This window comes from Candidatus Schekmanbacteria bacterium, from assembly GCA_016219965.1.
Classification (GTDB): domain Bacteria; phylum Schekmanbacteria; class GWA2-38-11; order GWA2-38-11; family J061; genus JACRJM01.
Genome location: JACRJM010000004.1, coordinates 220,844 through 239,866, shown reverse-complemented (window position 1 = coordinate 239,866; position 19,023 = coordinate 220,844). Strand labels below are relative to the sequence as shown.

The 19,023-nt window shown below is 40.8% G+C and carries 17 protein-coding genes; 6 read left to right on the top strand and 11 right to left on the bottom strand.

All coding sequences use genetic code 11. From position 1 onward, the window contains the following. The first annotated feature begins 44 nt into the window (after positions 1-44). Positions 45-434 carry a sulfite exporter TauE/SafE family protein gene (locus HZA77_06355; protein MBI5375038.1) on the top strand — a complete coding sequence of 130 codons (390 nt, stop codon included), beginning with the start codon at positions 45-47 and terminating at the stop codon, positions 432-434. Between the two features lie 96 nt (positions 435-530). Here the strand turns inward: HZA77_06355 and HZA77_06350 are convergent, their stop codons facing one another. From HZA77_06350 to HZA77_06335, 4 genes are all read right to left on the bottom strand, one after another. Then, the gene (locus HZA77_06350; GenBank protein ID MBI5375037.1) at positions 531-1,697 is read right to left on the bottom strand and encodes an ATP-binding protein; all 1,167 of its coding nucleotides are present in this window, start codon (positions 1,695-1,697) and stop codon (positions 531-533) included. A 78-nt stretch (positions 1,698-1,775) separates the two neighbouring features. Next, positions 1,776-2,276 (bottom strand): HIT family protein, encoded by a 501-nt coding sequence (locus tag HZA77_06345; protein MBI5375036.1) that lies wholly within the window; start codon positions 2,274-2,276, stop codon positions 1,776-1,778. Positions 2,277-2,429: 153 nt separating this feature from the next. Beyond that, positions 2,430-4,190, bottom strand: a complete 1,761-nt coding sequence (locus tag HZA77_06340; GenBank protein ID MBI5375035.1) for a 3-hydroxyacyl-CoA dehydrogenase family protein — start codon at positions 4,188-4,190, stop codon at positions 2,430-2,432. A gap of 99 nt (positions 4,191-4,289) precedes the next feature. Then, a complete protein-coding gene (locus HZA77_06335; protein MBI5375034.1) occupies positions 4,290-4,859 on the bottom strand; it encodes a nitroreductase family protein in 570 nt (189 codons plus the stop codon). A 162-nt stretch (positions 4,860-5,021) separates the two neighbouring features. Here HZA77_06335 and HZA77_06330 point away from each other — a divergent pair, with 162 nt between their 5' ends. The 5 genes from HZA77_06330 to HZA77_06310 all read left to right on the top strand — a co-directional run bounded on the left by HZA77_06330 (position 5,022) and on the right by HZA77_06310 (position 10,228). Beyond that, positions 5,022-6,077: a methylenetetrahydrofolate reductase gene (locus HZA77_06330; GenBank protein ID MBI5375033.1), complete on the top strand. Its 1,056-nt coding sequence runs from the start codon at positions 5,022-5,024 to the stop codon at positions 6,075-6,077. A 4-nt stretch (positions 6,078-6,081) separates the two neighbouring features. Then, positions 6,082-7,167 (top strand): GAF domain-containing protein, encoded by a 1,086-nt coding sequence (locus HZA77_06325; protein ID MBI5375032.1) that lies wholly within the window; start codon positions 6,082-6,084, stop codon positions 7,165-7,167. A gap of 137 nt (positions 7,168-7,304) precedes the next feature. Next, positions 7,305-8,228 (top strand): ABC transporter ATP-binding protein, encoded by a 924-nt coding sequence (locus HZA77_06320; GenBank protein MBI5375031.1) that lies wholly within the window; start codon positions 7,305-7,307, stop codon positions 8,226-8,228. Beyond that, complete coding sequence (locus HZA77_06315) at positions 8,225-9,013, top strand: ABC transporter permease (protein MBI5375030.1); 789 nt, start codon at positions 8,225-8,227, stop codon at positions 9,011-9,013. The genes HZA77_06320 and HZA77_06315 overlap by 4 nt, the downstream gene beginning before the upstream one ends. A 15-nt stretch (positions 9,014-9,028) precedes the next feature. Next, the gene (locus HZA77_06310; protein MBI5375029.1) at positions 9,029-10,228 is read left to right on the top strand and encodes an FAD-dependent monooxygenase; all 1,200 of its coding nucleotides are present in this window, start codon (positions 9,029-9,031) and stop codon (positions 10,226-10,228) included. 20 nt (positions 10,229-10,248) lie between these two features. On the opposite strand, the gene HZA77_06305 is transcribed toward HZA77_06310, so the two are convergent. From HZA77_06305 to HZA77_06275, 7 genes are all read right to left on the bottom strand, one after another. Beyond that, positions 10,249-11,661, bottom strand: a complete 1,413-nt coding sequence (locus HZA77_06305) for an FAD-dependent oxidoreductase (GenBank protein ID MBI5375028.1) — start codon at positions 11,659-11,661, stop codon at positions 10,249-10,251. Next, positions 11,661-12,839 (bottom strand): DegT/DnrJ/EryC1/StrS family aminotransferase, encoded by a 1,179-nt coding sequence (locus tag HZA77_06300; protein MBI5375027.1) that lies wholly within the window; start codon positions 12,837-12,839, stop codon positions 11,661-11,663. The genes HZA77_06305 and HZA77_06300 overlap by 1 nt, the downstream gene beginning before the upstream one ends. A gap of 11 nt (positions 12,840-12,850) precedes the next feature. Further along, entirely contained in the window at positions 12,851-13,516 is a 666-nt protein-coding gene (locus HZA77_06295; protein ID MBI5375026.1) for an acetyltransferase, read from the bottom strand. Between the two features lie 11 nt (positions 13,517-13,527). Next, complete coding sequence (locus tag HZA77_06290) at positions 13,528-14,862, bottom strand: FAD-dependent oxidoreductase (protein MBI5375025.1); 1,335 nt, start codon at positions 14,860-14,862, stop codon at positions 13,528-13,530. Positions 14,863-14,871: 9 nt separating this feature from the next. Then, positions 14,872-16,773: an alkaline phosphatase family protein gene (locus HZA77_06285; GenBank protein ID MBI5375024.1), complete on the bottom strand. Its 1,902-nt coding sequence runs from the start codon at positions 16,771-16,773 to the stop codon at positions 14,872-14,874. Next, complete coding sequence (locus HZA77_06280; protein ID MBI5375023.1) at positions 16,766-17,782, bottom strand: radical SAM protein; 1,017 nt, start codon at positions 17,780-17,782, stop codon at positions 16,766-16,768. The genes HZA77_06285 and HZA77_06280 overlap by 8 nt, the downstream gene beginning before the upstream one ends. Before the next feature lie 73 nt (positions 17,783-17,855). Then, positions 17,856-19,022, bottom strand: a complete 1,167-nt coding sequence (locus HZA77_06275) for a glycosyltransferase (protein ID MBI5375022.1) — start codon at positions 19,020-19,022, stop codon at positions 17,856-17,858. Position 19,023 lies beyond the last annotated feature (1 nt).

The window sequence follows — 19,023 nt, the reverse complement described above, 5'->3', positions numbered from 1 at the left end:
AAATGGCATTGGAGCATAATGTATGAAAAAATAGGAGATATTGAATGAACAGTCCTTCAACCTTCCTTTTGTTAGCAATTGGTCTTGTTTCAGGGGTTGCGTCAGGTTTCTTTGGTATAGGCGGCGGTATACTCATCATTCCCGCACTTATCTATCTCGTCGGTTTCTCACAGCATACAGCTACAGGGACAAGCCTTGCCATCATGCTTCCTCCCGTGGGAATTGCGGCCGTGATCGAGTATTACCGCCATGGCAATGTTGATTTCAAAACAGCATTATTCATTGCCGCAGGCTTGGTCGTGGGAGGCTGGATTGGCGCATTTTTTGCCAATAATATTAAAGGCCCATATCTTAGATTGGCATTTTCAATCTTTGTCATATTCATGGGCTTTTACTTATTACTGGGAGCCTTGCAAAGGTTGAAGTGGATTTAGAGTTTTATTAAAGAACTCTAAGACTTGATACAGCACGGCATCTTGTTGCGTGTAATTTATATAGGGTGACAATATTAATAAGCAAATCAACCTGCTTTATGACAATAAAAGGGATGTGGCAGATTTTACCGTTATACACCGGTCAAGCTTGAAATCTTCCTCGCCAAAATAGACTACCGTCCCTTTTTTTAAACCCAACTGTTCAAGGCTTTTTGAAAAACCTTTCAGATCCTCTGTGTCAACAGTGGTAGATGTCTTGATTTCATAAGCATGAAGACCCTTCGCATCTTGAACCAGAAAATCTATTTCATCTCCCTGAGATGTCCTGTAAAAAAAGAATCGTGCGCTGTCTGATGGGTTTTGCAGATACCTCCGTTTTAGTTGCTCGATTACTAAACCTTCAAAACTGAAGCCCCTGTATGGCGACGTCCTCAATGTCTCAAGAGATGATATATTCAACAAATAATGAAGCAGTCCGGTATCACGGAAATACAACTTGGAACTTTTTACAAGACGTTTCCCGACATTTTGATAATATGGAAGAAGTCTGTCCACGAGAAAGAAAGTTTCCATCAATTCGACGTACCGATTGATAGTGTGATAGCTTGTCCCAAATGCCGAAGCGGTCTGTGAAGCATTCCAAAGCTTGGCATGCATGTGCGCCGTCATAGTCAGCAGTTTCATCTGCTGTTGAGGAGAAAAGGAAGTGCCTAACAAGGTAAAAACATCCCTTTCAACGAATGTTCGTACATAATGTTCCATCCACGTTATACGGTCTTTATCATTCCACATGAACGGTTCCGGATAACCACCGGAAAGCCAGAATGACTCAAGCTCAGTTTTTCTGAGCGCATTCGCTTCAGCATAACTGAACGGTTGAATTTCAATAAATCCCACTCTACCGGCAAGTGTCTCTGAAATGCTTTTAATCAAAAGAGGATTGACCGAGCCAAGCAATACTATACGACCCTTCTTTCCCCTGCTGCCATCAATATGGTTTCTAAGAGCTGGAAACAGTTCCGGAAGAGTCTGCGCCTCATCTATTATGCAATGCTCACCATACTGATTAAGGAAAAAAGCGATATCTGATGATATTCTGCTGTGATCTGCCGGCTTCTCCATATCGAAATATTTCCAATCCGGCAGTTCCATTTTTGCAAATGTGGTTTTTCCTGCCTGTCTCGGGCCTACGATAACCACGATTGGAAACAATCTCAGATATTTTGACAGTTTTGATGAAATTGACCGTTTTATAAGCATCATGCTTGCATTATAGAAATCGTATTTCTATTTTGCAAGATATTTTGTTAAAGAAAATATTTTTCTTTGCGTTTCGCCCTATCATATTGCAGCAAGAGCCTCTATTATCAGCCTCGCCCTTTCATTGTATTCTGGATCTGTAAGATAAAGCGGATTGTCACCCGGGTAAATCGGTGCCCCCGGAGCAGCATCGCCATAGTAACGGGGCTTAATATGACAGTGCAGATGCGGAACAAGGTTGCCAAGTATTTCATAATTCATCTTAGCAGGAGCAAAGAGCCGTTCAAGCACTCTGGAAACACGCATAATGTCGTTGAAATATAGCTGCTGCTCTTCGCTATTTAGATGATAAATTTCACGAACATGCTTTTTTGAGATAAGCACGCAATAGCCGGCGATTGACTGGTCAATGGAAAGCCGCAAACAGCTCATGCTGAGTTCTGCAATTATTCCATTTTTATTTCTTGTTCTTTCATCCAAAGATATCTCGGAACACAATGGGCAGGTTTCTCCCCGCACCAGTGCATCCCATTTTTCCCGCGGCATCCATTTTTTGTCCTGAGGCACCTTCCAAATCACCACTTAATTTTTTTGCTGCACTTTTCAACGGGTGTTTTGAGTCCTTTGCGGATAGACTCTCTCATTCCGGGAATAGACAGCAAATAAATTGTTTCCTGAAACGCTGTTATTGTTATCATTATTTTTATCTCCAATACATAACGTACACATTGTCAATCAATACTCGTAAAACCCTCTTCCGCTCTTTCTGCCGAGATAGCCGGCGGCTATCATCCTGCGCAATACTGGAGGAGGGGCAAAGTCACGGTCGGCAGTTTCAAGGTACATGGACTCACCGATATGGAAAAGCACATCAAGACCGATCAAATCTGAAATCATGAATGGTCCCATCGGGAATCCGGCTCCAAGTTCCATAGAGCGGTCTATGTCGTAAACAGAGGCAAGCCCTTCATCAAATTTCCTGTAAGCCTGAAAAAGATATGGGATAAGAAGCCTGTTAGATATAAAGCCCGGCATATCCTTGCAGAATACAGGTGCTCTCCCTATTGCCTTTGCAAACTCCGTCACCCTTTTAAGAGTTGTTTCCGAAGTCTGCATGGCGCGTACTATTTCCACTATATTCATCAGCGGCACAGGATTAAAGAAATGGAGACCGCACGCTCTTGCCGGTTTTTTAAGCGCTGCCGCAATTTCTGTAAGCGGTATGCAGGAAGTGTTGGAAGCTATAACCGTCTCATCCCTGACAGACTCTTCTATCTGCCTGAAGACATCCTGCTTAACCTCTAGCTTTTCAAATACAGCTTCTACAACCAGATCGCATGCAGCCAGAGCAAAATAATCCGTCGAGGTCTTGATACATCCCCTTGCATCGTTTGCCTGCTGCTGTGTCAGGACCCCCTTGGCTACCCTCCTTGCGAGGAATTTTTCTATCTGATGGATGCCGTTTTTCAATAAAGACTCATCAGTGTCAATGGCGACCACATCAATGCCGTATTCAGACACAGTCTGCGCAATCCCCATCCCCATCGTGCCAAAACCAACAACTCCCAGTTTTTTAACATCTGTTTTACCGCCTGTATCCATTTCTTTCTGCTCATCATCATCGGTAGTCCCGAATGCGCCTTTGCTCTTATATTTATAAAAACCAGTCCCTGATTTTCTGCCTGTCATGCCGGCTGAAGCCATCTTTTCCAGGATTCTCGGACAGCGCTGACGCTTTTCTCCTGTCTCCTCATAAAGGTTCTTGAGTACTGTTGCGGTTATGGAAGTGCCTGCTATATCTATCATCTCAAGAGGGCCCTTGGGGTGCCCGAACCCTATCCTGCATACAGTATCAATGTCTTCGGCGGTTGCGATCTTCTGTTCATAAAGCCTGACAGCATCAGCCCAGAGAGGCATGAGCAGGACATTTACGATATGCCCAGGAGCATCTTCATTTACTACACACACTTTCCCCAACCTTTCTGCAAGCTCTTTCGCAAATGCTAAAGTACTTTTCGAGGTATGGGGTGTTACCGCGATTTCCACAAGCTCCATGAGAGGTGCAGGGTTGCAGAAATGTATTCCTATAACGCGGTCGGACCTTCCAGATGCAGATGCTATCTTTGTGACTGAAAGCGTCGAGGTATTTGTAATAAATATGCATGCATCGGAGGCCACATCATTAAGCCTTTTAAAAAGGCGGCTTTTTAAACTCAAATCCTCATTTACAGCTTCAATAATGGCATCAGAATCAGCCATATCCCTTAGATCTGTTGTCCAGCTTACTCTTGAAAGAACTTCAGTGCGCTCTGCCACAGACATCTTCCCTCTTTTCACGCTTTGAGCAAAATAATCTTCTACACTTTGTTTCCCGTTTGCCAGAGCCTCCTCCGTTACCTCAAGAGCGATTACTTTGAGTCCTGCTCTCACCGCTGTCACAGTTATCCCGGAACCCATAATACCAAGCCCCGCAACACCGATTTTTTTTATTTCCATTTTTAATCCTTTGAAACTCTAACAGAGCTCTTTCCAAACGCACATAAAATTTATCATAGTCTCAATAGAGAAAACAACAACGATAACGCAGGTGTTGCCTCACTCGTCAAACCCCAGATATTCAACATTTCCTCCCCTCCTTGGCGGCACCGGCGGAGTCTGGTCAGGATAGCCGGCAGGAATCACGGCAACAAGTTCCATCCCATCAACCCCAAAATACGAATTGATATCATCGCTTACATGGATCGGACCTGTCATCCAGCATCCAGCAAGCCCTTCTGCATGAAGAAGGAGCAAAAGGTTTTGAATCAATGCGGCTGTCCCCTGAAGATCTCCGGTGCTCTCCTCGCCTGACGGTATATAATATATAACTAAAACTATTGGAGCACCGCCAAAATCCTCAAAGAATTTTTTTGTCCACTCAACTACTGATGGCTTAAAAAGTTTTTCAAGACGGGGTCTGATAAATTCATAAGACTTACTGCAAAGACTTATAAGTTCATTTTTTCTTTTCCCTGTAAGGACGAATATTTTCCAGTTCTGCCTGTTCATAGGGGAAGGCGCCCAAAGCGCATCATTTATTATTGCCTCAATCTTATCTTTAGATACGGCCTTTTCTCTGAATTTCCGTATGCTCCGACGTCCTTTTACTGCATCCTTCAGTTCCATCTGCCCTCCTCCATTCTTCAGAATAAATAACACATTAAATATCCTATGAATTATATTTTATAAATATTGATGAATAAATCAAAAAATCTATTGACACTACTGTTGTAAAATTTATTATGCAGAAAGTGTAACCTCTTAATATTAAGACTTCCGGATACTTATATGTCATTAGAAGAAGAGCTCAAGAAGGATAATTTTGTCATCACAACTCAGATCAACCTCAACCAGTTTAAATCGCCGGGCGATGTTTTAAAATACGCAGAATCTGTCAGTCCATTTGTTGACGCTATCATAATAAATGAGAATCTTACCACTGACATGGGAATGTCCTCGCTTGCCATTTCGCATATATTAAAAGATACCGGAGTGGATATAATATTTAATTTTTGCGGCAATTCTCACAGCAAAAGGAAGATGTCTTCTCTTGTTACGACAAGCTGGTTTCTTGGCATACGCAATCTTTGCATCTCAGAAAACAACACGCACTTATTCAATTATAAGGGAGATTCTGAAGGCAAAAAAGGAATATCTGTGGATGAGATGCATTCTGTAATAAACAGCATGTCAGCCGGGAAGGCTCACGATAAAATGGAATTTCTTATTGGCTCGATAATAGATTTCGAGGAAAAGCCTTTTGAAGCAACCATAAGGCACTTTGAAAGAGATATTAAGATTGGCGCAACATTTTTCCTCACATCACCTGTTTACAGTTCAAAGATAATCAATTCCCTTACTGCAACAGGTCTGGCAAAAAAGGTGAAAGTCATTGCGAACATCAATCCGTCGCGGACAGTTCATGAGCTTGAAGCGCTCAGGAAACATGATGAGAGGATAGTAAGCGATAAATTGCTTAAAGAAATAAAGAAGATCCGCAACAATGAAGAGAAGATGCTGAAATGCCTTGCATTGATGATGAGAAACATCAAATCATCTGTTGCAGGTTTTAACATTGTAGGAACAAAAAATCAGATCATAAAACTGTTCAAACTCGCAGGGCTGAAATCAAGATTAAAGAAGAACGTCTCTTCTGTTTCCTTTAATCCGCAGCGGCTTAATCAGGTGCTTGAGGCGAGGCTGACATTAAGAGAATTTGAGAAGGCATACATCATGAGAGTACTAAAGACCACCAGCGGCAACAGGTGCAAGGCGGCAGAACTTCTTGGTATCCACAGGAATACTCTTATGAGAAAATGCGATGAATACAATATAAAATTATAGGTCTATGGGAAAACTAAAAGAATTCTTAGAAAACATAGGAGCAACGAGAAGTGATTCACCGTTAAAGGCTATTTCAGCCCATGAGCGGGATTACTTTTATCACTCCCATACGACAATGCTTCTCGAAATAGGCAAGGCGATGAAAAGCACTTTTACCGAGCCTGAGAAGACATTACACCTCATTACAAGCTCAATAACCCTTATCCTGAACACCGAACGTTCTATTCTCTTCCTTCTTGATAAAACAAGCGGAGGTCTGAGAATCGCCTCGTATAACGGACTTATGAATCAGAGAATCGTTGAGACGACAAACATCAATGTTGGAGAAGGATTTGTCGGCGATATAGCAAAGCATAAAGAACCTGCTATGAACAACAGGGAATGTACAATTATTACCGGGTTAGACGTTAAAAACGTAATTGGAGCACCAATAATATATCAGGACGAAGTGTTCGGCGTTATAACTGCTGATTCAAAAAGGGATGGGAGTAACTTTACTGAAAATGAACTAAAGCTTCTGAGCATTCTCGCAAATCTCGCGGCCATAGATATACAAAGTTCAAACACCCACAGGAAGATGAAACAGAAAAATGAGAGGCTCACAGCACTTTGCGAAATAAGCAAGGCAATGACAAGCACGCTTGAACTTCAAAAGCTTCTCGACCTCATAGTTGACAAGGCAATCGCCCTTACAAACGGGACAAGCGGCTCTATCATGCTGATTGAGGAAGGAAGCGACATACTGCAGATCATGTCATCAAGGGGGCTTCAGTCTGACGTATCTGAACGGATCAAGCTGCACATCGGCGAGGGGATAACCGGCTCTGTAGCACAAACCGGAAAACCTATCATTGAAAATGATGTAAGTAAAAATCCCAAGTATGTCGTAGCCGCAAGGGAAGTCCGTTCAGAGCTGGCTGTACCGATGCTCCTTGAAGATAAAATCATAGGCGTTATCAACGTTGACAGCACTCGTCTCAATGCATTCACAACAGATGACGAGGAACTGCTTGCAACGCTTTCCGCACAGGCTACTGTTGCGATAAACAATGCGAAGACTTTCGCGAAGCTGTCAGGGAAATCCCGCTAATCTAGATCCATCATTGACTAGTAGTAAATTCTGCAGATAAAATATCTACTGTTTACTTATCAACCTTGTTTTTCTATCTATATTCTTTTAAAAAGTTAGTATGGATATGATTTTGAAAACATAACTCACATAAATAAATGACTGATAAAATAATAACTATAAATAATCTTAAGAAACGCTACGGCGGTGATGAGGCGCTGAAAGGGATATCATTTGATGTTCGGAGGGGGGAGATATTCGGCCTTCTCGGTCCCAACGGCGCCGGCAAATCAACAACTATAAACATCCTCCTCGGGCTGATTAATTTTGACAGCGGAAAGATAAGCATCCTTGGACGCGAGTTCCCGAAAGAGCGCGAATACATAAGCCAGAGGATGAACATAGTGGCAGCCCGCACTTCACTTACAGGGATACTCACTGTCATGGAAAATCTCAAAATCTATGCAAAGATTTACAATGTAAGAAACCATGACAAAAAAATCGCTGAACTTCTCGAGATATTCGAGATATCCGACCTCAAAAATAAAAAGCTCCAGACACTGAGCGCCGGGCAGCACACACGGGTGACACTGTGCAAAGGGCTTATAAATGACCCAGAGGTTCTTCTTCTTGATGAGTGCACCATGGGCCTTGACCCTGACATTGCAGAGAAGACGCGCAGAGTCATAAAATTCATCCAGCAAGAGAAAAACACTACAATGATTTTCACATCCCACAACATGGCTGAGGTTGAAGAGCTATGCCACAGGATAGCTTTCGTGAACAAAGGGGAGATAATTAAAACCGGCACGGCAGATGAACTCAAAAAAATAATAAGACGCCAGACCATAACAATCAGGGCAGCGGATGCACAGCATATCGGGAAAGTCTTTGAAATTAATGGTATTGAAACTGCGGAGTATAACGGAGAAACGATATCTATCGAAATTGAAAACAGCGACGGCAGCATGCAGATGATCCTTGACTTGCTTGCGCGCAACGGAATAAAGGTGAAGGACATAACATCAAGAGGAGCAAGCCTTGAGGATATATTCATAAAAATATCGCGGGGTGAGATATGAAGTGGCACAGGATATGGGCACTGCTTTATAAATACTGGTGTCTCTCATACAGGAGTCTTGACAGGATATTCGACATCTTCTACTGGCCTGTAGTCGGTCTTCTCATATGGGGATTCACAAGCAGCTATATAAAGAATTTCCCTAATGCTGGAATGGTTGTTAACTTTTTCATGGGAGGCGCGATTCTCTTCACATTCTTCTGGAGAGCGCAGACCGATATAGGGACTTTCATCCTGGAAGACTTCTGGAGCAGGAACCTTTACAATATCTTTTCAACTCCGTTAAAACCTATTGAGCTTTTAGTATCCATATCATTGATTGGCATAATAAGGTCTATCATAAGTTTCGCGCTCCTCGCTTTCCTTGCATCACTCATATACTCCTTTGACATACTTAACATAGGTATCTATGCGATACTCCTCTTTGCATCTAATCTGATGTTCTTCGGATGGGTAGTCGGGATATTTGTCTCTGCCCTTATCTTCATATTCGGGCTTAGGATACAGGTCTTTGCATGGAGCCTCGGATTCCTGATCGAACCATTCAGCTGCGTATATTACCCGTTAGACAGCCTGCCGCAGTGGATGCAGATAATCTCAAAGTGTCTTCCCACGACATACATATTCGAAGGTATGCGCTATGCCTATCTTAACAATTCCCTTTCGATGGAACTCCTTTTCAAGTCTTACGGGATTACCATTATTCTCCTCTTTACATCATATTACTTCTTTATATATTCTCTCAATCAGGCTAAGAAAATAGGTGTTCTTGTGCGCGAAGAATGATTATCTAAATACCTTATGGCAAAAAAGTCGTATGAAATAATCATAGCCGGCGCAGGACCGGCAGGTATATCGACAGCGCTTTTTCTTGAGAAGATAGCTCCGGGTATATCGGGCGAAGTGCTCATTCTCGAAAAAGAGATATTCCCAAGGGAAAAGCCCTGTGCCGGAGCAATAACATATCCGGGGCTTAATATCTTAGACGAGCTTAATCTGCCGGCAGGCAACAGCTTTAAAAGTGTAAGTTCAGTATTATTCACATATGGTAATCTTAAGATTAAATTCCCACAGAAGAATCCATCCATTGTCGTAAATCGCTCACAGTTCGATTCATGGTTAGCAGGAGAGGCTGTAAGTAGAGGTTTCAAGATAAATTTTGGAGAAAAGTTCTGCATTGCAGAAAAGAAGAATGGGAGATTCTTCGTTAAATCTGATAAGGATGAGTATGCCTGCTCAGTCCTTGTTGGAGCTGACGGGGCAAAAAGTTCCGTGCGTAGAACCTTTTTAAAAAATGGCAATAATCTTTCTCCGCTCCTTATTTCAAAATGCAGGACAGAGGGGAATAGTCATGATGATATTAATTCTTTGATTATTGATTTTACCTGTCTTCATTATGGGACAGCAGGCTACATCTGGAATTTTCCGTCAAATGAAAATGGAAAAAGGCATACAGGGATTTTTATATGGATGGGAAAGCAGGCAAAGGAAGTGACTGCAAGGTCAATTTTAAAAGATTATCACCAGAGGATGGGATTGCTCCCAGATGAAGAAATATATTCAGGATATGTGGAAAAATTGTATGACCCTGCCTCAGCGCTATCAGCAGAAAATATAATATTGACCGGTGAAGCTGCAGGGATAGATGCTCTCATGGGAGAAGGGATTTCCGAAAGCCTCCAGTACGGCCGTTTTACAGCAGAAGAAATCATAAGGGCCATTAGGAAGAAAGACTTCTCATTTAAAGATTATTCAGTGCGATTTAAGAAATCATCACTCTCAAAGGAGCTTTCAGAATGTTTCAAATACTCGGAATATTTCTATGACGGGAACTTCAGGTTTTGGCTTAGTCTTCTTTACAACAGTGAACGGTTCAGGAAATTCCTTTTTAATGATTTTTCAGGCTATGGGAACCTGAGCCGACATACATTGAGTCTTGCATCTATAGTTGCCGAGCACAAACTCAGAGGAAAGAAGGATCTTTCTGAAAGCGGGCTGTAATAATTCTCCAAAAACTAATACTAATAGAGTACGTAGTCCTGATATACACCGAGATATGAATAACCGCGGTCAAGGAGATTAAGCGCTGCAAGGTCAGCAGCCTTGAACCCCATTCTTATTGCTTCATCGACATTGGCATATGAAAACATGCCGAGGCGGCCAAAAGAAAGAACATTCTTGAAATCCTGCATTTTATTGAAAATGGCAGAAATATTCTTTTCATAATCAACTGAATAAACCGGATAAGCATGTTCTACACGTTCAGAGAAATGACCGATTATATCTTGAGCCTCAAGTAACCCGGAGCCTTCCAGATGTGGAAGAGCCAATTGAAGAAGTTTCTCAGAGCTGGCATTCCACAAATCATCCCCCTTCCAGCATGTAAACTCGAGGCACAATCCGGTCTTTCCTTCAGGAACCATCTTCGATGAAAAGATTCCTGTCTCATACATTCTCGTAAATGGTACATCCGGGGAAGAAAAATACACCCACGGATTTGGGAGTACCTTCTTCTTGTTTATCTTAATGAAAAGCAGATGCTCAGCCCTATATTTAAGGTTTTTTGAAATTTCGATTAAGCTGTCGTCAACTGACCCCTTAAAAAGCCTTGTCAATTCATATATCGGACCTGTCCAGAAGAAAAGGTCGCATGGAATCTCAGTTGCGGAGCCTGTAACAATTACATCAGATACCCTGTCGCCATTTACATTTATTTTTTCAATCTTACTATTTAATAAAATCACTCCCCCCTGCTCTTCTATCTCTTTCCTGAACTGGTCGCAGACCGTTCCTATCCCATGTGCCGGATAATAATGATTCAGAGTGGAAGGATCTTCCGGATGATTGCTTTTTACAATGCCAAAAACCTGAAGTGCAAGTTTCCAAAGACTAAGGGCAGGCACCCTCTTTTCTCCGACATCCTTTGAAAGCTCATCCATATCAATTCCCCATACTTTGCTTGCATAGGGTTTGAAATATATATTGAAAAGTTTTCTTCCGAAATTCTGAACAACCCAGTCTTCAAAGGATCTCACTTCCTTATGGAGTGACAAATGTTTTCTGAACCTCGATATAAGAAAATCAAAGAAGCATGCAATCGCTACATGAATAGGTATTGATGTAAATACCTTGAAACCAGTCAATGGATACGGAACCCACTTATTGCGGAAATATATCGAAGACTTTATCTGGTGCTGGAGAAAGGTATTGCCAATAATTATTTTCAGGTATTCAAGAATATCGAGATAAGGAGTATGGAAATTGTGCGGACCAAGATCAAATCCGAAACCGTTATCCCATATAGTGCGGGAATTCCCGCCTGTTTCAGAACCCTTTTCTATGACAGTAACATTATGTCCGAGCTTTGAAAGCTTCCATGCAGCACTCAAACCCGCCGGACCGGCTCCGACTATAACGCAATTCATCTTCCCCATTATTTTTCTACCTGTTTAACCTTTCCCTTTATATCCTTTGAGTGATGCTGACACGACTTGATGCACTCAGTTATTTTCATGACATCATCATCACTTAAATCACCGTACAAAGGAACAGATAAAATACTCTCAGCAAGTCCGTTAGCCTCCGGAAGGTTATCCCTTGAAGCCGATGGGAGAGCGTGATAGCAGGAATAGTTGCTGCAAAGAGGAAAAAAATATTTTCTTGTAACTATATTCTCCTGCCTTAATGCCGTGTGAAGTTCATCCCGTGAAATCCCGAATTTTGTATGGTCTATCCTTATGGTAAAATACTGGTAGTTTCTTTCAACAGCGGGATCAAAGAGCTGAAAACCCAGACCATCAATATTCCTGAGCGAATCCTCATAAACTTTTGTAAGTCTCTTTCTTTTCTCATTCTCATTTTTTATCTTTTTGAGATTTAAAAGACCGAAGGCCGCCTGGAACTCATTCATCTTACCGTTTATTCCCGGACCTATAACATGCTCTTCATCCATAATCCCAAAATTTTTATAATATGAAATTCTGTGATTAAAGGAGGCATCAGAGGATGTGACAGCTCCGCCTTCAAGAGTATTGAACGATTTTGTTGCATGGAAACTGAACATTGAAGCATTGCCGTACTTACCTATAGCCTTGCCGTTATATTTCACTCCAAATGCGTGTGCCGCATCATAGATGACGCTAATACCGTAATTCTTTGCGATCTGATCCAGTTTCTCAACATCACAGGGATTGCCAAAGACATGCACAGGAACTATGGCAGTCGTGTTTGGAGTAATCAATGACTCTATCTTAGCAACATCTATATTGTAAGTAAGCGGATCGATATCACAGAATACAGGCTTCGTGTTGTTCCAGTAAAGTGAATGTATGGTGGCAGGGAAAGTAAAGGGCGTAGTGATTGCCTCTCCCGCAATCCTTAAAGCCTGTATCGCCAATTGAAGGGCAATCGTTCCATTGCAGAAAACACTGCAATAATCGACTTCAAGGAATTTCGTAAGTTCCGTTTCAAAGTCCTGAAGATATTTTCCGTTGTTTGTAAGCCATCTCGAAGATAGTATCTTTTCAAGTTCCGAAAAAAGTTCATCTTTGTCAGGGATCATTGGTCTGCTTATAAATACAGGATTGCTGAAAGCCGGTGTACCTCCCAACATGGCTGGTTTTTTCATAAATAATTATCTCCTGCTTTTCTCCCTCTTATTACCTTAGCCGGCGAGCCGTAGGTCACTGCATAAGGAGGGATATCCTTTAAAACAGTTGCGCCTGCACCTACAACAGTGTGCTCCCCTATTTTTACCTTATGAACAATATTTGCCCCGATGGAAATTGCCGAAAAAGCACCGATCGTAACCGTACCTCCTATAGCAGCTCCGGGCGCAATACTGGAATAATCCTCCATAATGCAATCATGATCAACAGACGCATTTGTGTTTATTATACAAAACCTGCCTATTTTAGTCGCGGTATTTATAACGGTCCCAGCCATAATAACAGTTCCATCTCCAATAGTCACATCTCGTGCAATCTGTGCTGATGGATGGACAGCAGATACAAATCTGAAACCAGGGGCTACTTTCATTATTGCCTTAGCCACATTGGCTCTGTTCCAATTATCACCAATTGCGACTATTCCTCCAGAAACTTTAAGTTCTTTCATTATGACAGGGATTCTTTCTTCGGTACCGATAATTTCGTGTCCGCAGCATTTTAAACCAGGCTTTTTAAATGTATTTTCAATCAGACCAGCTATCCTGAAACGATTTTCCCTCTCCACTATGTCTATTATGACTTTGGCATGTCCCGATGCGCCTATAATTAAGATATTTTCCATTTGATAAGACTTTATCCCATCAATATTTTTTCAGCCATTTTTTTTCCGCTGATTATGGCATCTGACATTGTTGAATATTCCCAGCCCCCATATCTGCCTTCAGAATATATGCCGTTATTATTAAGGTAGTCTTTAATCGTCCCAACGCACTGCTCTCTATTTGAATCAAAGATTACATACCCATAATCTACAAATACGCTTTGACAGCTAAGTATGTCCTTCTTCCCTTTTATGAATTTCATTTTTTTCAGACATTCAATGGCTTTTTTCTCCAGCCCTTTTATATCTGTCTTCTCTTTTCCCCGATTGACAGAGAATTCAACATAAGCTGATGTCATGCCCTTCGGAGCCATTGAGCCGGCAACCTCTGAATAAAAACCGATCCTGTAACATTCATATTCTTCCTCAGGCAGGTATATCCAGTGCATTTTGCCGGCAGGCTTCCCCCTGAAACCGACATTTACAATGAGCAGAGAATTGCATCTGAGATTATTCCCTGCTTTTTTTACAATCTCCGGTGCATCAGAAATGCATTTAACAAGCTCCGAGAGAGGCATAGTTGATACAAGGTTATCATAACTTATCTCAGGACCGGTATTTAATTTAAGATTTTTTTTCTTTGAATTTATTTTAATCACTTCTGCAGAAGTGATTATATTCTTTAACCCTGCCTTAAATGAATTCACAAAACTCTGAATCCCGTTTTTTGCAGGATAATAAAATTCATGGTTATATCCGAATGCCTTTCTGCTTTTACAGAGCGCTCCGCTAACTATTTCATTCATATCAGGAACAGGGATATATCTTTTCATCGCCTCTGCACTTATTTCTTCAAGAGAGACCTTCAGGAGCTTTCTGTTAAAAGGCTCCATAAAATATTTTGCAATTCCATCTCCGAAATTGCTTCTCATCCATTCCCTAAAGTTTTTGCCATTTGCAGCTTTGTCGTTGTTATTTGACACATAAGCTTTGATATATTCTGAAAGGCATTCAACTTTCATTTCATCAGGCAGGTAATAAAGATTTCCCTGAAATGGATAAGGGATAAATCTGTCTTTAATAAATATTTTTGAATTTCTTTTTACAAGCTTACTGTTCCCTTTGAGCAGTTTCTCTACAAGGCTCTTTACATAATTATCTTCTGTGTGCAGAAAATGGCCGCCTGTATCAAAGGTAAATCCTTTATGATAGAAACTGCGGCATAGCCCTCCAGCTGTTGCTTCTTTCTCTATTACAAAACATTTACGAGAGTAATTGTTACCGGAAGCAGCATATTTACTCTCCATGTGATAGGCAGTGCTAAGTCCTGTTAATCCCGCTCCTATTACTACCGTTATTTCTTTCATATGGGATAGTTAATTTATATATCCGAGTGCCTTCAATTTATTCATAAGTCCTTCATCTTTCATCATCTCTTTATTTCCTTTTTCTATTCCAGCTTGTGATATATCGCCCATATCATAAGAAGATATTGATGCCGGAGGATTTGCTGACAAAGAATTTCTGTCAATTATCTCAGTCAATACTCTTCCATCCATGTCAGATCCCGCAGGTAATCCAAGAAGATAAAGGATAGTCGGTGTTATATCGTATAACGTTGGCTTATGGATTGTAAATCCTCCAGAGATGTTTTTCCCAGAGGCGATAAATATAGCGTCAGGTCCATTACCATGTGCTCCATATTGAGCGGCATAATCATTAAAATAGTTGAAGACAGGCTTATGCCCGTGATCTGATATAACTATTACCGTCGTATTCTCATCAGCCTTCTCCAATATCTTTCCAATGTATTTATCAACTTGTGCATAATAATCATTAATTACATTCCCGAATTGTTGCCTTTCCTCATCAGTAACCCACGGAAATTTTTCTTTATCAATATACTTCCAGTATTTATGCTCAAGATCATCCGTTCCGCGGAAATATACAGTAAAAAAATTTGTATCAGGAGATTCCTCAAGCAGTTTCATTGAAATATTAAAATAAATATTTTCTGATTCATAAGTATATCTGACAAAGTCTGTAAGATTCTTTTTCTTATAAAATTTCGGAGTATCATAATTTTTCATATTCGCATCTATTTCTTTGCAAAGAGTGCTTGGATAAACCAGATACTTAGCATATTCAGAAGGATTAGGACCTCTTTCGTACTTAATAGCTCTCAACAATTTGTCAGAAACCATAGAACCATTTACCTGCTCAACCGGATATGAAGGAAACCAGTTAACAACTATTACTTTCTTTCCATATTTGCTCAATATATTCCAGATGGCATTAGTTCTCCTGTAATAAGTGGTAATAGGAAATTCAAATGAAAGCCCAGTAAACGCCATGAATTTAAGCCTATCAAACATACCCCTTTGCAGGAAATTCTGTATCGGCTGACTTACTCCATCAAAAGACACAAGTATAAAAGATTGTATCCCATGCTTCTCCGGCTTTTTACCTGTCGCAATGGATGTCCAGAGTATCGGAGATTCAGTGGGAATGAATGTTTTCATATCTCCCCTTACACCGTTGTCAATAAGTTGTTTGAAGTTTTTAAGCTCCCCTCGCTTTATCATCGGATCAATTATATCCCATGTCGCTCCGTCAACTCCTATGAGGAACACCTTATTCCCTTCAGCATAGTTCCCGGCTTTTACTGTCTGTTTAGATGCAAGATTCATAACAAGCTTCGACTTGTTATAAATTACCGGAAACAACCACGATGACACATATATAATGAGCATGACTGCTGCAATAAACAAAGGCTTTTTCAGCCGGCTAACCCTGTCATAAGAATAGAGATAAATCTTTGCTGTTAGCCATCCAATGAGAAAAGCTCCAGCCACCATTATTAGTACGGATCCCCACATTAGCATTGCCATTTTTGTATAGCTGTCTACAAAAGGATAGATGTAATAAAACATATAAGTACTAACAAACCTGTTAATAAAAAACTGAAAGATAAATACAGAGAAGAAGATTATGAATGTATAGCGGTCAAGAACTCCGTCATTGATGATTGAGTGCTTAAAGCGTGATGCAATAAAATATGCGACTGTAAATATAACTGAACCCACTGCTACAACAGCTACCATACAGGGTATCATAAGATAAAAAGAAAGGACAAGTCCGTCCAGCGCATTTGATATCAGATCATTAATTAGTATAGTCCCTACAAGGACCACAATCCCGTCAATAAAGCCAAGTAAAAAAAGTTTTTTTACAAAATTTTTCAACTCTATACGATAATTTTTAACGGAATTATTCATCCCACAGACCTCCTGCCTTCATTTTTGTTATTAGCCACTTTTCCGAATCAATTCCTAATGTATCCCTTACCCACAGCCCCCTGCATTTAAAGCATATTCCTGTTTTTTCATATTGCCCAAGAAGATGTCCTCTCCTGAGTTTTTGCAGTGGCGCCCCCCTCCATATCTTTTCAAGGGTAGTTTTTTTAATGTCTCCGATTAACTCCTTATGGTAATAGTCAATACAGCAGGCGGAAACACTTCCATCCCAATTTATTACCATTGAAAGCCATAAACTTATACATGGGTACCTGTCAATAGAACTAGTAGTCCCATCTGCTGTATCTGTTTTTCCTCCAGGCCACAGAAATTCACTGCTTACGACAACTTCGTCAGCTACACTTTTCCATTTTCTTCTGAAATCCGGTATTTCATCTCTGTTTTCCTCAACAGATATTATTTTAACCCTGATCATCGGCTTGGCTTTACCGGATTTGTTCCTCTGTTTTATAAGGTATTTAACATTTTTTTCAACCTCAGAAAGCCCGTTCTTCCCTTTTATAAGCCTGTAGGTATCCTCTTTGCTGGCATCTATGTTTATAATTACACTGTCAATTCCTGAAAGGACAAGTTTCTCTGATTTCTCTTCATCAAGTATCTGCGCATTAGTGCTGAGATGTGTCCTATAGGAAGCTTTCTTTTCAGTTGCATAGCTTATCATATCGAACAATTGAGGATGTATCAGAGGTTCACCGTCCTTATGAAAAAAAATTGACATCCTCCTTCCATGAGTCACGCTTTCATCAATGACTTTTTTAAAAATAGGAAAATCCATTAATCCCCTTTTGACGTCAGAAGGTTCTGCCTGCGGACACATCCTGCATTTCAGATTGCAGATGTTTGTGGGTTCAATAAAAAGATGAGCAGGGAAATCCATGGAAATCTGTGAACGTTCAATTAAATTTCTTATTTTTTTATTTCCTGTGGCAATTAAGGTTGCCTTCCTGAGTAATCTGTTTTTCAGCTGCAATGTCTGATTCAACTCCTTAGAGATTTTTACTCATCCACACATTCTTTCTCATTTTTCTATCTCATTTTTCTATCTATCGATGAGAATTAATGCTCGTGGGGTTTTCATAAATATCAATTCTCGGCTTTTTGCCGGAAAGTACATCTTCATAGAGAGCCGCAATTGAATCAGCCACCCTGTCCCAGCTATACATTGTTTGGATTCTATCCAGAGCCTTTTGCCTATATTCATCCACAATTAGTTTATTATCCAGTAAATATTGAAGCCTCTCTCTAAGTGAATCTGCGCTGTTACACTCATAATTAAGGCCGGACTCTCCAACAGTTTCAAGATTTTCCTTTATTGAGTTTACAACAACGCAGTTCCCTGTTCCCATAGCCGTGAGAAGTGCAGGAGAAGTACCATCCACCTCAGAGGGCTGCACATAGAGATATGCTCCGGAATATACAGCCCTGCACTCATCGCCATAGACAAACCCAAGAAACCTGACATTACTCCCCGCAGCTTTCTGTTTAAGCGTTTCGATGTATTCAGTCGTAAACCAGTCTCCCCCGATTATGACGAGTTCCTTTTTAGTATCCAATTTTACATAGGAGTCAATAAGCCTGTGTACCCCTTTTTCAGGAATAAGCCTGCCGACAAACAGTATGTAATTGTCCTTTGTCAGTCCGTATTTTTTCAACACACCTTCATCAGCATTTCTTCCCATATCCGCCCCGTATGGTATATATACTGTTTCTGTCTTGAAAACCCTCTTATAATATTCCTGCACAGACTTTGAATCGACTATGACAGCGTCAGAGAATGTTACAGCTATTTTTGCTGAGTTAAAGAGAAACCATTTAGCAAACTTCCCCCACTTCTCCCTTTCCCAGTCAAGGGAATCAACTGACGTCACTACCTTCTGTCCAAGTATCTTCAGGAAAGGAATAAAAATTGAATTACCGACGCCATAGACGTGGATAATGTCCTTTCTCTGAAAAAGCATATGGAGCAGAGATAAAAAAGTATGGCTGATAGTCTCAAGGCTTTTGTGTCCGATTGATTGAAGCTTAATCAGTTTGATCCCGCAATAGTATTTATCGCTTAATGACACATTCCTGCTTCTGCAGTAGACTGTAACCTGAAGCCCGGCAGATGAGTGTCTTGTAGCCACATTATCCACACATGTTTCAAATCCGCCGTGCCTTGCCGGTATCCCATTGATCCCCACTACTGATATGCGAAGTTTTTTTCTCAAA

Coding starts and splice junctions, on each gene's coding strand:
- HZA77_06355 (MBI5375038.1), top strand. CDS start 45: ATGAACAGTCCTTCAACCTTCCTTTTGTTAGCAATTGGTCTTGTTTCA.
- HZA77_06350 (MBI5375037.1), bottom strand. CDS start 1,697: ATGATGCTTATAAAACGGTCAATTTCATCAAAACTGTCAAAATATCTG.
- HZA77_06340 (MBI5375035.1), bottom strand. CDS start 4,190: ATGGAAATAAAAAAAATCGGTGTTGCGGGGCTTGGTATTATGGGTTCC.
- HZA77_06335 (MBI5375034.1), bottom strand. CDS start 4,859: ATGGAACTGAAGGATGCAGTAAAAGGACGTCGGAGCATACGGAAATTC.
- HZA77_06330 (MBI5375033.1), top strand. CDS start 5,022: ATGTCATTAGAAGAAGAGCTCAAGAAGGATAATTTTGTCATCACAACT.
- HZA77_06325 (MBI5375032.1), top strand. CDS start 6,082: ATGGGAAAACTAAAAGAATTCTTAGAAAACATAGGAGCAACGAGAAGT.
- HZA77_06320 (MBI5375031.1), top strand. CDS start 7,305: ATGACTGATAAAATAATAACTATAAATAATCTTAAGAAACGCTACGGC.
- HZA77_06315 (MBI5375030.1), top strand. CDS start 8,225: ATGAAGTGGCACAGGATATGGGCACTGCTTTATAAATACTGGTGTCTC.
- HZA77_06310 (MBI5375029.1), top strand. CDS start 9,029: ATGGCAAAAAAGTCGTATGAAATAATCATAGCCGGCGCAGGACCGGCA.
- HZA77_06305 (MBI5375028.1), bottom strand. CDS start 11,661: ATGGGGAAGATGAATTGCGTTATAGTCGGAGCCGGTCCGGCGGGTTTG.
- HZA77_06300 (MBI5375027.1), bottom strand. CDS start 12,839: ATGTTGGGAGGTACACCGGCTTTCAGCAATCCTGTATTTATAAGCAGA.
- HZA77_06295 (MBI5375026.1), bottom strand. CDS start 13,516: ATGGAAAATATCTTAATTATAGGCGCATCGGGACATGCCAAAGTCATA.
- HZA77_06290 (MBI5375025.1), bottom strand. CDS start 14,862: ATGAAAGAAATAACGGTAGTAATAGGAGCGGGATTAACAGGACTTAGC.
- HZA77_06285 (MBI5375024.1), bottom strand. CDS start 16,773: ATGAATAATTCCGTTAAAAATTATCGTATAGAGTTGAAAAATTTTGTA.